This window comes from Pseudomonas monsensis, assembly GCF_014268495.2.
Classification (GTDB): Bacteria; Pseudomonadota; Gammaproteobacteria; order Pseudomonadales; family Pseudomonadaceae; genus Aquipseudomonas; species Aquipseudomonas monsensis.
Window position 1 is genome coordinate 4,720,196 of the sequence record NZ_CP077087.1, and the last position, 13,384, is coordinate 4,733,579.

A 13,384-nucleotide genomic window follows, 5' to 3' on the forward strand; every position below is an offset into this window, starting at 1 on the left:
CATCGAGACTCGGGCGCCGTCGAATACCAAAGAAACGAAGACTCAAGCGCCCTTGATCAACAGCTCGATCTCTTTCAAACGCGCCCACATCAACGCCTGATCGCCTCTGGCTTCGACATTGAGCCGTAACAGCGGTTCGGTGTTGGAGCCGCGCAGGTTGAAACGCCAGTCGGCAAAGGAAACGCTGATGCCGTCGGTTCTGTCGATCTCAGGATTCTGCGGCAAATAATGCGCCAGAACCTTCTGCAGCATCGCCGGTACATCCTCGACGCGATAGTTGATCTCGCCGGTGCACGGATAGGCAGCAATGCGCTCGTCGACCAGTTGCGCCAGGGTCTTGCCCGTGGTGGACATCAGGGCCGTCACGAGCAACCAGGGAATCATCCCGCTGTCGCAGTAGGCGAAATCGCGGAAATAGTGGTGAGCGCTCATTTCGCCACCATAAATGGCATCTTCAAGACGCATGCGCTCTTTGATGAAGGCATGCCCGGTCTTGCACAACACCGGCACACCACCGGCCTGCTCCACCTGATCAATGGTATTCCAGGTCAGGCGCGGGTCATGAATGATTTTGCTTTCAGGGTGTTGCTTGAGCAGCATTTCTGCCAGCAACCCGACCAGATAATAGCCTTCGATAAACCGGCCGGTTTCATCGAAAAAGAAGCAGCGGTCGAAATCGCCGTCCCATGCCAGCCCGACATCACAGCCATTGTCGAGCAGCGCCTGGCGGGTCAGCTCGCGATTTTCCGGCAGCAGCGGATTGGGTACGCCGTTGGGAAAATGGCCATCTGGCTCGGCATTGATCACTACCCATTCGAACGGCAGCTTGTCGATCAGGGCCTGCAACACCGGACCGGCCGCGCCATTGCCCGGATCGGCCAGCACTTTCAGCGGCTTGAGCTCTGCGACGTTGATATAGGTGAGCAAGTGATCGATGTAGCGGCTCTTATCGAGCTCATGCCGAACTTCACCAGCCTTGTCCGCCAGCGCACCGAGATCGCCGCTTTCCACCCGGTCACGAATCGCATTGAGGCCTGTGTCGCCACTGATCGGTCGCGACTGCGACTTGACCAGCTTCATCCCGTTGTAGCCTTTTGGATTGTGGCTGGCGGTGATCATCACCCCGCCGTCGGCACCGAATGCACTGGTGGCAAAATAGACCTCTTCGGTACCGCACAGTCCGATATCTATGACATCCGCGCCCGCCTCCCTCAAACCCCGGGTCATCGCCTCGGCGAGCATCGGGCTTTCCAGGCGCATGTCTCGCCCCAGCACAATGCTTTTAGCTTGCAGCTCAACGACCATTGCACGGCCAATTCGATAAGCGACATCCTCGTTCAGGTCGGACGGCACTTCGCCACGGATGTCATAAGCCTTGAAGCATCGGGTTTTGATCGGGGTATGCATTTTGATCTCTTGCCTGGTAGTCCGAGACGGCGGATGGGGAGCGCCACGGCTGTGTGTCATCTATAGGGATTGAAGTCGCAGGTGGGCACATGCAAATAAGCCTGATCGGCAAAACAATCACCGACCAGGCTTATGACTGGCAGCACGCGGTTACTTGTCAACGCGGCCGTAGTTGTCTTCAAAACGCACGATATCGTCTTCACCCAGATAATCGCCGCTTTGCACTTCAATGAGGACGAGGTCAATCACGCCCGGGTTCATCAGGCGATGCTGGTGTCCGGCACGAATGAACGTCGATTCGTTGGTGTTGAGCATCAGTTCCTGCTGGTCGTTGACCACCACGGCCATCCCGCTGACAACAATCCAGTGCTCACTGCGATGGTGATGCATCTGCAATGAGAGCGAAGCCTTCGGTTTCACGACGATACGCTTGATCTTGAAGCGCTCGCCATTTTCCAGGGTGGTGTAGGTACCCCATGGCCGGTGGACCGTGCGATGCAGCAAATGCACCGTATGACTGCAGGCCTTGAGCTGGTTGACGATGTGCTTCACATCCTGGGCATGGTCCTTGTGGGCGATCATCACCGCATCCGGGGTGTCGATGACCAACAGGTCTTCCACACCGACCAGAGCTGTCAGACGCCCCTCACTGTTCACATAGTTGTTGCGCGAACCGTGAGACAGCACTTCACCTTCGAAGCGGTTGCCGTTTTCGTCTGGCGCAGTCAATTCGCTTACGGCGTTCCAGGAACCGATGTCACTCCAGCCGATATCGCAAGGAATGGTCGCGACCTTGTCCGAGCGCTCCATCAGCGCATAGTCGATGGAGATATCCGGCACCTGGGCGAAGCTTTCGCTATCCAGAGCCAGGCAACGGTATTTGCTGGACGAGGTCAGACGCGACACCTCGATGGTTTTGGCAACAGCCTCGACGACGTCGGGCGCATGCAGACGCAGCTCTTCCAGAACGGTGCCGACACGGAAGCAGAACATGCCCGAGTTCCAGAAGTAGTTGCCAGCACCTACGTAAGCCTGTGCGGTTTCCAGATCCGGCTTTTCGACAAACCGCGCGACCTTCAAACCACCGTTGAGCGGGGCATCCTTTTGCGCTTCGATGTAGCCAAAGCCCGTTTCAGGATACGTCGGCTGAATACCGAAAGTGACAAGCCAGCCTTCACCTGCCAGCGCAACCGCGCTGGCAACTGCGGCGGCGAAGGCCTTTTCGTCCTTGATCAGGTGATCGGCTGCCAGCACCAGCATATGGGCGTCGGGGCCATGAGTGGCCTCCAGTTGCAATGCTGCCGCCGCTACTGCCGCCGCAGTGTTGCGCCCGAACGGTTCGAGGATGAACCCTTGCGCATGCTTGGCGGTATTGACCACCCCGTACTCGTCTTCAGTCTTGAACAGCAACTCACGGTTGGTCACCGTAAGGACTTCCACGACACCTTCAAGACGTGAAGCACGCAGGAACGTCTTCTGGATCAGATTCTGGCCATCCGGCAAATCCATGAAGGGCTTGGGATGGGCTTCACGGGAAACAGGCCACAACCGGCTGCCCACTCCGCCAGACAAAATTACGGGAATCAGTTCCATGCTCTAAGTCCTTAATCCCCTTTCCTGCGGTGATCTTCAGGAAAGCAGGCTCAGTTATGTTTCTAGTCGTTCCTGCACCGAATCAGGTGAAGGACCCTTGCCCCGTCTGCCCGCTTCAAGGCGACGGAACCCATGACACTCGCACCTTTACAAGCGTCGAATACATTGCCCGATACTGTCGGCCATTCTACAGCGGCTGCCCGCTATTAATAACTCGACAATTGAATGCAACAGACCGACGCCAAGGGCAAAACGGCCATCAATGCGACGGCTGATCCAGCAACTTCTGCAAATATTGACCATAACCGGTTTTCTTCAGGCGTTGTGCCTGGGCATCGACCTGCTCAGCGGTAATCCAGCCGTTGTGATACGCGATTTCTTCCAGGCAAGCGACCTTCAAGCCCTGGCGATGCTCGATGGTATGCACGAAGTGACCGGCTTCAAGCAGCGAGTCGTGTGTACCGGTATCCAGCCAGGCGAAACCGCGACCCAACATTTCGACGTTGAGCGTCTTTTGTTCCAGATAAGCGCGGTTGATGTCGGTAATTTCCAGCTCGCCACGCTCTGAAGGCTTGATGTTTTTAGCGATTTCCACGACCTGGTTATCGTAAAAATACAGGCCGGTGACCGCGTAATTGGATTTCGGTTTTTGCGGCTTCTCTTCAATGCTCAGCGCGCTGCCGTTGGCATCGAACTCCACCACCCCGAAACGCTCCGGATCGGAAACGTGATAACCGAAGACCGTCGCCCCCGAAGGCTGGGCATTGGCGGAGCGCAGGTTCTCGGTGAAATATTGTCCGTAGAAAATATTGTCGCCGAGAATCAGGCAGCAAGGGTCGTCGCCAATGAACTCTTCACCAATGATGAAGGCTTGCGCAAGCCCGTCGGGACTTGGCTGTTCGGCATAACTCAACTCGATCCCGTACAGGCTGCCATCACCCAGCAACTTGCGGAAATTCGGCAAGTCCTCCGGGGTGGAAATGATCAGGATTTCACGCATGCCTGCCAGCATCAGTACCGACAGCGGGTAAAAAATCATCGGTTTATCGTAGATGGGCAGCAGCTGCTTGGACACGCCCAGGGTGACCGGGTGCAAACGAGTCCCCGAGCCGCCGGCCAGAATGATGCCTTTACGGTTAGTCTTGATCATTTATTCAGAATTTCCCTGAGCATTCGGGTTACACCACTTTGCCAGTCCGGCAAGTGTAGAGAAAAGGCGTCACACAACTTCCGTGTATTCAAACGAGAATTCAAGGGACGGCACGCCGGCGTCGGATAGGCGCTGGTAGGAATCGGGTCGATCGCAGTGACCGCGAACGCTTCGCCGCAGGTACGGGCAAAGTCAATCACAAAGGACGCATAACCATGCCAGGACACTTCCCCGCCGGCCACCAGGTGGTACACGCCGGACAACTGCGGATCCAGCTTGACGCGCTGAATCGCCAGAGCGGTGACATCGGCAATCAGATCCGCCCCCGTTGGCGCACCAATCTGGTCGCAAATGACCTTCAGGGTTTCGCGCTCTTTGGCCAGGCGCATCATGGTTTTGGCAAAGTTGCTGCCCCGGGCGCCGTAAACCCAGCTGGTTCGAAAAATCAGATGTTTGCAGCCCGAGGCAATAATGGCGTTTTCACCAGCCATTTTGCTCGCGCCATAATGATTCAGCGGATCGACGGCATCTGTTTCCACCCAGGGCGTGGTTCCCTGGCCGTTGAATACATAGTCGGTCGAATAGTGAATCAGCCATGCCCCCAAGGCCGCCGCCTCTTCAGCCATGACCTGACTGGCCTGAGCGTTCACACAATCGGCCAGTTGCGTCTCGACCTCAGCCTTGTCGACGGCGGTGTATGCAGCAGCGTTGACAATGACATCGGGACGAAGCGTGCGAATCGTGGCGCGCAGCCCGACGAGGTCGCAGAGATCTGCGCAAAGGCCATCTGCGCCGTGACGATCAAGGGCAATCAACTGGCCGAGCGGAGCGAGCGAGCGCTGAAGCTCCCACCCGACTTGCCCGCTTTTGCCAAGCAGCAGAATTTTCATCACTGGCTCGAACGATCCGCATAATTCTGATCGATCCATTGCTGGTAGGCGCCGCTCTTCACATGTGCAACCCAATCAGCATTGCTCAAATACCATTCGACCGTTTTACGGATCCCGGTCTCAAAGGTTTCCTCTGGCGTCCAGCCCAGCTCACGCTGGATCTTGCTGGCATCGATTGCATAACGCTGGTCGTGGCCAGGTCGATCCTGCACATAAGTGATCAGACTGGCGTGCGGGCAATAGGCCGAATCGGGGCGCAACTCATCGAGCAACGCACACAGCGTGTGCACTACTTCAATATTCTGCTTTTCGTTATGGCCGCCAATGTTGTAAGTCTGGCCGACCACACCTTCGGTCACGACTTTATAAAGCGCGCGGGCATGATCCTCGACATAAAGCCAGTCACGTACCTGGTCACCTTTGCCATACACCGGCAAGGGTTTGCCTTCCAGCGCATTGAGGATAATCAGCGGAATGAGCTTCTCGGGAAAGTGACACGGACCGTAGTTGTTCGAGCAATTGGTGACCAGGGTCGGAAGGCCGTAGGTTCTGGCCCACGCACGCACCAGGTGATCGGAACTGGCCTTGCTGGCCGAATATGGCGAACTCGGTTGATAGGGTGTCTCTTCGGTGAACAGGTCTTCAGGCCCTTCAAGGTCGCCGTACACCTCATCCGTCGAGATATGGTGGAAGCGAAAAGCGGCCTTGCGCACATCGTCCTGGGCCAGCCAATAGTGGCGTGCTGCCTCCAGCAAGGTGTACGTACCAATGATGTTGGTCTGAATGAATTCGGAGGGCCCGGAAATCGAACGGTCGACATGGGACTCTGCCGCCAGGTGCATGATCGCATCCGGCTGATGCGCTTGCAGCACACGGTCTATCTGCTGGCGATCGCAGATATCCACTCGCTCGAAAACATAACGTTCGTCCTGACTGACTTGCGCCAGCGATTCAAGATTACCGGCATACGTCAGCTTGTCGACGTTCACTACGGAGTCGGTTGTATTGGAAATAATATGACGAATAACTGCCGAGCCAATAAACCCGGCGCCGCCGGTCACTAGAATTTTCACGCGAAACCATACCCTTGAGTTGCTGACAGTACCGCCAATCGAGCGCTGTCCGGTCCATGATCGCAACTGTCATTACATCGAAAGGCGTCTGCCGAAGCCAGCCTTTGACGACGCGCAAACAGGCCGCTATCGAATAAGGGCGGCATTTTACAGCTTAATGAACGATTTACTAATGGATATAGATGGACCAGAGCGCAATTTCGACAGATACCCCGCCGCTGCCATTTCAGACCAGACGCTTGCGCGAGGCTCTGGACGAACGCCCCAGAAACCAGGCGAGTATTGGACCAATCAACATACCGACAAGCAACGCCAAAACCATTACAAGCGATGCCGGAAGTTGTGGAGCCGACCAGCCGAGGAATATCAGCGAGATCGATTGCTGGTTTTCCAGAACGAATGCCAGAACAACCAACACCAGCAAAAGAATGAATGCGCCAAGAAGCATGCGCTTGAGATTACGCATGAAAAACTCCCTGCAGAGTCGCGACTGTCAAATCTCGTCCTCCTCTTCGTTCACCCGATCACGCAGCTCTTTACCTGGCTTGAAATGCGGAACGAATTTGCCGTCAAGGCTGACCGACTGGCCGGTTTTTGGATTGCGGCCTACGCGCGGGGCACGATAGTGCAATGAGAAGCTGCCAAACCCACGGATCTCGATACGATCACCGGTCGCCAGACATTGGGACATTTGTTCAAGCATGGTCTTGATGGCCAGCTCCACATCCTTGGATGAGAGTAGCCCTTGATGGGTGACAATTCGTTCGATCAACTCCGACTTCGTCATATTTTTCCCTTCTTTTTCAAGCAGCTAGATCAGCGCTTGAAAGGTTTTAGCACGCCCGGAAGATTTTGAACAGCCCAGGGATTGACATATCTTCCTCGGCGCCGAAACGCCCGTTTTCAGGGCATCAAACCCGCAAACACGCTCTACCGGCATATCACCAGCATCGTGCGGGTGACGTAGCCTGCCGGGTTGAAGCCAAAAGGAAACTCCTCCTCATCCCTGGCATCGTCAGATCGCGTGATCACCTTGTATCCAGCCCCCTTGCACTCCTTCGCCGCACGCCGCTGACACTTGTCCCAGCCAGAGCCCAATCCGGAGCAGTCTATCTCTATGCCACTGACACCTCGCACCGCATGGGTCTTGGCGCTGGTGGTACAGCCCGCTAGAACCACAGCAGCCAAGAGGACGATAAACTTGTTCATTCACTTCCTTATGCCAGGCGAAGCCCGACGACTACACGCTTAAGACCTAGCTTAGTCGTGAATAGGCGATTGATCCGATTAAAGAAACAGACCATCAGGTAAATGATTTGGTTTCACCTACAAGCACACTCATAAAAAAGGACGGCAAAAATCGGTAAATCGCAGGCACAAAAAAGGGCGACCGAAGTCGCCCTTTTTCATGATCAAGCAGAACTTAGTTCTGTTTGGCCATTGCTTGCTTCAGCAGAGCAGCCATAGTGGTATCGGCTGGAGCTTCCTGAACGGAGTTCAGGCTCTGGATAGCTTCTTTCTCTTCAGCATCGTCTTTCGATTTGATCGACAGCTGAATTACACGGCTCTTACGATCAACGCTGATGATCTTGGCTTCTACTTGCTGGCCTTCTTTCAGAACGTTGCGCGCGTCTTCAACGCGGTCACGGCTGATTTCGGAGGCTTTCAGAGTCGCTTCGATATCGTCGGCCAGAACGATGATGGCGCCTTTGGCGTCAACTTCTTTCACGGTGCCAGTAACGATTGCGCCTTTGTCGTTAACCGAGACGTACTCGGAGAACGGATCGCTTTCCAGTTGCTTGATGCCCAGGGAGATGCGCTCGCGCTCTGGATCAACCGACAGGATAACGGTGTCCAGCTCGTCGCCCTTCTTGAAACGACGTACGGCTTCTTCGCCCACTTCGTTCCAGGAGATGTCGGACAGGTGAACCAGACCGTCGATGCCGCCGTCCAGACCAATGAAGATACCGAAATCGGTGATCGACTTGATGGTGCCGGAGATCTTGTCGCCCTTGTTGAACTGGCCAGAGAAGTCTTCCCACGGGTTCGACTTGCACTGCTTGATGCCCAGGGAGATACGACGACGCTCTTCGTCGATGTCCAGAACCATGACTTCCACTTCGTCGCCGACTTGTACGACTTTCGAAGGGTGGATGTTCTTGTTGGTCCAGTCCATTTCCGAAACGTGTACCAGACCTTCAACGCCTTCTTCCAGCTCAGCGAAGCAGCCGTAGTCAGTCAGGTTGGTTACACGAGCGGTAACGCGAGTGCTTTCTGGGTAACGGGCTTTGATAGCAACCCATGGATCTTCGCCCAGTTGCTTCAGGCCCAGGGAAACACGGTTGCGTTCGCGATCGTATTTCAGAACCTTAACGTCGATTTCGTCACCAACGTTGACGATCTCGGAAGGATGCTTGATGCGCTTCCAGGCCATGTCGGTGATGTGCAGCAGGCCGTCCACGCCACCCAGATCGACGAATGCGCCGTAATCGGTGAGGTTTTTGACGATACCTTTGACTTGCTGGCCTTCCTGCAGGGATTCCAGCAGAGCTTCACGCTCGGCGGAGTTCTCGGCTTCCAGGACGCTGCGACGGGAAACGACAACGTTGTTGCGCTTCTGGTCCAGCTTGATGACCTTGAATTCCAGCTCTTTGCCTTCCAGGTGCGTGGTGTCGCGCACTGGACGGACGTCAACCAGGGAGCCTGGCAGGAACGCACGGATGCCGTTAACGTCGACAGTGAAGCCGCCTTTAACCTTACCGTTGATAACGCCCTTGACCACTTCCTCAGCTGCGAAGGCTGCTTCCAGAACGATCCAGCATTCAGCGCGCTTGGCTTTTTCACGGGACAGCTTGGTTTCACCGAAACCGTCTTCAACCGAGTCCAGCGCAACGTGAACTTCGTCACCGACATTGATAGTCAGATCGCCAGCGTCGTTGTAGAACTGCTCAAGCGGGATGAGTGCTTCAGACTTCAGGCCAGCGTGAACGGTTACCCAGCGAGCTTGGTAATCGATATCAACGATAACACCGGTGATGATGGAGCCTGCCTGAAGGTTCAGGGTTTTTAGGCTTTCTTCAAAGAGTTCCGCAAAGCTTTCGCTCATTTTAATTCCTGTAAATGAGGGCGAAGGATACGCCCATCTCCACACCCCAGACGGTGTGGGTTAGTTTCATATAGAAGAAGCGCCGCAGGACTATGACTGGTCCCCTGCAACCTTCTTGGTCACCCGGCGATATCGCGAATGGCGATCTCGCTCATGATGCGTTCAAGCACCTGATCGATGGACAACTCCGTGGAATCCAACTGTATCGCGTCGGCCGCCGGTTTGAGCGGGGCCACTGCGCGCTGGGTATCACGCTCGTCGCGTGCACGGATCTCATCTAGCAGACTCGACAGACTAACACCCTCGACTTTGCCCTTCAACTGCAAATATCGACGGCGCGCCCTCTCCTCGGCACTGGCGGTCAGGAAAATCTTCAGCGGTGCATCGGGAAACACCACCGTACCCATGTCGCGACCATCGGCCACCAGGCCCGGCGCTTCCTGGAAAGCACGCTGGCGCTGCAGCAGCGCCTCGCGTACGGCGGGCAATGCAGCCACTTGCGAAGCGCCGGAACCGACGCTTTCGGTGCGAATGACATCGCTGACTTCATCACCTTCCAGAATGATTCGCTGCAACTGACCTTCGGTCGCCGCAATGAACTGCACATCCAGATGAGCGGCGAGTTTCTTCAGCAGCTCTTCATTGGTCAGATCAACGCCATGGTTATGCGCGGCAAAGGCGAGCAAACGGTAAAGCGCACCGGAATCCAGCAGGTTCCAGCCCAGACGCTTGGCCAGAATCCCGGCTACGGTGCCTTTGCCCGAGCCGCTTGGCCCATCAATGGTGATGACCGGTGCAATGTTTTTCACGACTGAGCCTCTTGTGCCACACGAATGCCGACCTGCCCGCACAATGCGAGGAAGTTGGGGAACGACGTCGCGACGTTGGCGCAATCATGGATGCGGATCGGTGCGGTGGCACGCAGGGAGGCCACACTGAAAGCCATTGCGATACGGTGATCGCCGTGACCATGCACTTCGCCGCCGCCGATCTGGCCGCCGTCGATGATGATGCCGTCCGGAGTCGGCTGGCATTTGACGCCCAGCGCCAACAGGCCGTCCGCCATCACTTGAATACGATCCGATTCCTTGACCCGCAGCTCTTCAGCGCCGGTCAGCACGGTGCGCCCTTCAGCACAGGCAGCAGCCACGAACAGCACCGGGAATTCGTCGATCGCCAACGGGACCAACTCTTCCGGAATCTCGATACCTTTAAGCTTAGCTGCCCGCACGCGCAGGTCAGCCACAGGCTCGCCGCCGACTTCACGCTGGTTTTCCAGAGTGATGTCCGCACCCATCAGGCGCAGGATGTCGATAACACCGGTACGAGTCGGGTTGATGCCGACGTGCTCAAGCACCAGCTCCGAACCTTCGGCGATCGACGCTGCCACCAGGAAGAATGCCGACGACGAGATGTCACCCGGCACTTCAATGTGGGTCGCAGTCAACTTGCCACCGGACTCGACCGAAGCCGTCGCACCTTCAACGCTGACCGGGTAGCCGAAACCACGCAGCATGCGCTCGGTGTGGTCGCGAGTCGGAGCCGGCTCGGTCACAGTGGTCTTGCCTTCGGCGTACAGGCCGGCGAGCAGCAGGCAGGATTTCACCTGGGCGCTGGCCATCGGCATGGTGTAGGTCAGCCCCTTGAGCTTGTGACCTCCGCGAATGGTCATCGGCGGACGACCTTCGGCAGCGGTTTCGATCACGGCGCCCATTTCACGCAGTGGATTGGCCACGCGATTCATCGGACGCTTGGACAGCGAAGCGTCACCCGTCAGGGTGCTGTCGAAGTCCTGCGCGGCCAGCAGGCCGGACAGCAGGCGCATCGACGTACCGGAGTTGCCCAGATAGATCGGGCCCGGTGCCGGTTTCAGGCCGTGCAGGCCGACACCGTGAATGGTCACGCGGCCGTGGTGCGGGCCTTCGATGACCACACCCATGTCGCGGAAAGCCTGCAAGGTCGCCAGGGCGTCTTCGCCCTCGAGGAAACCTTCCACTTCAGTCACGCCTTCAGCCAAGGAGCCGAGCATGATCGAGCGGTGGGAAATCGATTTGTCACCCGGTACGCGAATCCGACCGGAAAGGCGGCCACCAGGTTGAGCCAGGAAGATCAGATCGTTGGAATTCATAGCGTCCACATAGGCCCTGCGGGCCAGGATTTTACTGAAATGCTCGCGGGCAACCCGGGCGCGCGTGAAGACGCCCAATAATTGGTGCCCATCCCCTGCATCGACCGCGTCGCGCAAGGCGTCGAGGTCGCTGCGAAATGTATCGAGTGTGCGCAGGACAGCCTCGCGATTGGCGAGGAAGATGTCGTGCCACATCACCGGGTCGCTTCCGGCGATTCTTGTGAAATCGCGGAAACCGCCCGCAGCGTAACGGAAGATCTCAAGATTTTCATTGCGCTTGGCCAACGAATCGACCAGACCGAAGGCCAGCAGGTGCGGCAGATGACTGGTCGCAGCCAACACTTCATCGTGACGCTCGACCTGCATGTGCTCGACGTCTGCGCCCAATTCGCGCCACAAGCGATCGACCACCGCCAGCGCCGCCGGATCGGTTTGCTCAAGCGGTGTCAGGATCACCTTGTGCCGACGGAACAGTTCAGCGTTGGAAGCTTCCACCCCGCTCTGCTCGGAACCGGCAATCGGATGCCCCGGCACGAAACGCGCCGGCATGCCGCCGAACGCCTCGGTCGCCGCACGCACCACATTGCCCTTGGCACTGCCGACATCAGTGAGAATCGCCGCGCCCAGATCAACGCTCGCCAGACGGGCCAGCACTTTTTCCATGGCCAGGATCGGCACCGCCAGCTGAATCACGTCGGCGCCCTGACACGCGGCGATCAGATCGTCCTCGCAACGATCCACCACCCCCAACTCGACCGCCAGCTTGCGCGATTGCGGGTCGAGATCGACCCCGACCACTTCGCGACACACGCCGCTTTCACGCAAGCCTTTGGCAAACGAACCACCGATCAACCCCAGACCGACCACCACAAGGCGCCCGATCATAGGTGCAGCAGATTGCAGTGCAGTGACATCACCCACGAGCCAGAACCTTGCGCAGCGCTTCGAGGAAGCGGCTGTTTTCCGCTGGCAGACCGATGGTCACCCGCAGGTGGTTCGGCATGCCGTAGTTGGCCACTGGACGCACGATCACGCCTTCGCGCAGCAGTCCCTGGAACACCGGGGCAGCGACCTGAGCGAGATCGACGCAGATGAAGTTGCCTTTGGATTCGATCCAGCCCAGACCCAGCTCACGGAAACCGGCTTGCAGTTGCTGCATGCCCGACTCGTTGAGCTGACGGCTTTGCGCCAGATACTCATCGTCCTTCAATGCTGCACAGGCTGCCGCGAGGGCGAGGCTGTTGACGTTGAACGGCTGGCGAACGCGGTTCAGCACGTCAGCGACCACTGGAGTCGACAGACCGTAGCCAACGCGCAGTGCCGCCAGACCGTAAGCTTTGGAGAAGGTGCGCGAAACCAGCAGGTTCGGATACGCGGCAAGGAAGTCCAGACCGTCCGGCAAATCACTGCCTTCGGCGTACTCGATGTAAGCCTCGTCCAGCACCACCAGAACGTGCTCCGGCACATCCTGCAGGAACTCGTCCAGCGCTTCGGCGCCGAACCAGGTACCGGTCGGGTTGTTCGGGTTGGCGATGAATACCACGCGGGTGTTGGCGTCGATGGCCGCGAGCATGGCCGGCAGGTCATGCCCCCAATCCTTGGCCGGAACCACTTTGGCCTGAGCGCCAACGGCCTGAGTCGCAATCGGATAGACAGCAAACGCATGCTCACTGAACACTGCGTTCAGGCCCGGCGCCAGATAGGCGCGCGCCACCAGCTCGAGAATGTCGTTGGAACCGTTACCCAGAGTGACCTGGCTCAGCTCGACGCGGCACTGCTCGGCCAACAGGGATTTCAGTGCAAAACCGTTGCCGTCCGGATAACGGGTCAGCTCGGCCAGCTCTTCACGGATCGCCGCCAGCGCTTTCGGGCTGGCGCCCAGCGGGTTTTCGTTGCTCGCCAGTTTGACGATTTTCGCCGGATCCAGATCCAGCTCGCGGGCCAGCTCATCCACAGGCTTGCCCGGAACATACGGCGAAAGTTGTTGCACGCCCGGCTGTGCCAGAGCGAGGAAGTTGCCACTCATTTGCTACCGCC

At 57.4% G+C, this 13,384-nt stretch carries 12 protein-coding genes; all 12 read right to left on the reverse strand.

All coding sequences use genetic code 11. The features are described 5' to 3' along the window. Window positions 1–42: 42 nt before the first annotated feature. Window positions 43–1,407, reverse strand: a complete 1,365-nt coding sequence (locus HV782_RS20755) for a phosphohexomutase domain-containing protein (protein ID WP_186744872.1) — start codon at window positions 1,405–1,407, stop codon at window positions 43–45. A 150-nt stretch (window positions 1,408–1,557) separates the two neighbouring features. Continuing rightward, complete coding sequence (locus HV782_RS20760) at window positions 1,558–3,000, reverse strand: mannose-1-phosphate guanylyltransferase/mannose-6-phosphate isomerase (RefSeq protein WP_123466645.1); 1,443 nt, start codon at window positions 2,998–3,000, stop codon at window positions 1,558–1,560. Between the two features lie 259 nt (window positions 3,001–3,259). Beyond that, window positions 3,260–4,150: a glucose-1-phosphate thymidylyltransferase RfbA gene (rfbA, locus tag HV782_RS20765; RefSeq protein ID WP_123466647.1), complete on the reverse strand. Its 891-nt coding sequence runs from the start codon at window positions 4,148–4,150 to the stop codon at window positions 3,260–3,262. After that, window positions 4,147–5,040, reverse strand: a complete 894-nt coding sequence (gene rfbD, locus HV782_RS20770; protein ID WP_123466649.1) for a dTDP-4-dehydrorhamnose reductase — start codon at window positions 5,038–5,040, stop codon at window positions 4,147–4,149. Before rfbD ends, rfbA begins: the two co-directional genes overlap by 4 nt. Then, window positions 5,040–6,113 (reverse strand): dTDP-glucose 4,6-dehydratase, encoded by a 1,074-nt coding sequence (gene rfbB, locus HV782_RS20775; protein WP_186744875.1) that lies wholly within the window; start codon window positions 6,111–6,113, stop codon window positions 5,040–5,042. Before rfbB ends, rfbD begins: the two co-directional genes overlap by 1 nt. A gap of 226 nt (window positions 6,114–6,339) precedes the next feature. After that, window positions 6,340–6,579 carry a LapA family protein gene (locus HV782_RS20780; RefSeq protein ID WP_123466653.1) on the reverse strand — a complete coding sequence of 80 codons (240 nt, stop codon included), beginning with the start codon at window positions 6,577–6,579 and terminating at the stop codon, window positions 6,340–6,342. 27 nt (window positions 6,580–6,606) lie between these two features. After that, on the reverse strand, window positions 6,607–6,900 hold the full coding sequence (gene ihfB / locus HV782_RS20785; RefSeq protein ID WP_119429682.1) for an integration host factor subunit beta: 294 nt from the start codon (window positions 6,898–6,900) through the stop codon (window positions 6,607–6,609). Window positions 6,901–7,043: 143 nt separating this feature from the next. Further along, window positions 7,044–7,322: a hypothetical protein gene (locus tag HV782_RS20790; protein ID WP_123466655.1), complete on the reverse strand. Its 279-nt coding sequence runs from the start codon at window positions 7,320–7,322 to the stop codon at window positions 7,044–7,046. Window positions 7,323–7,536: 214 nt separating this feature from the next. Beyond that, complete coding sequence (rpsA, locus tag HV782_RS20795; protein WP_025113090.1) at window positions 7,537–9,219, reverse strand: 30S ribosomal protein S1; 1,683 nt, start codon at window positions 9,217–9,219, stop codon at window positions 7,537–7,539. 119 nt (window positions 9,220–9,338) lie between these two features. After that, the gene (gene cmk, locus HV782_RS20800) at window positions 9,339–10,028 is read right to left on the reverse strand and encodes a (d)CMP kinase (RefSeq protein ID WP_064391442.1); all 690 of its coding nucleotides are present in this window, start codon (window positions 10,026–10,028) and stop codon (window positions 9,339–9,341) included. Continuing rightward, a complete protein-coding gene (locus HV782_RS20805) occupies window positions 10,025–12,232 on the reverse strand; it encodes a bifunctional prephenate dehydrogenase/3-phosphoshikimate 1-carboxyvinyltransferase (protein WP_264082482.1) in 2,208 nt (735 codons plus the stop codon). Before HV782_RS20805 ends, cmk begins: the two co-directional genes overlap by 4 nt. 28 nt (window positions 12,233–12,260) lie before the next feature. Beyond that, window positions 12,261–13,373 carry a histidinol-phosphate transaminase gene (hisC, locus tag HV782_RS20810; RefSeq protein ID WP_128614695.1) on the reverse strand — a complete coding sequence of 371 codons (1,113 nt, stop codon included), beginning with the start codon at window positions 13,371–13,373 and terminating at the stop codon, window positions 12,261–12,263. Window positions 13,374–13,384 lie beyond the last annotated feature (11 nt).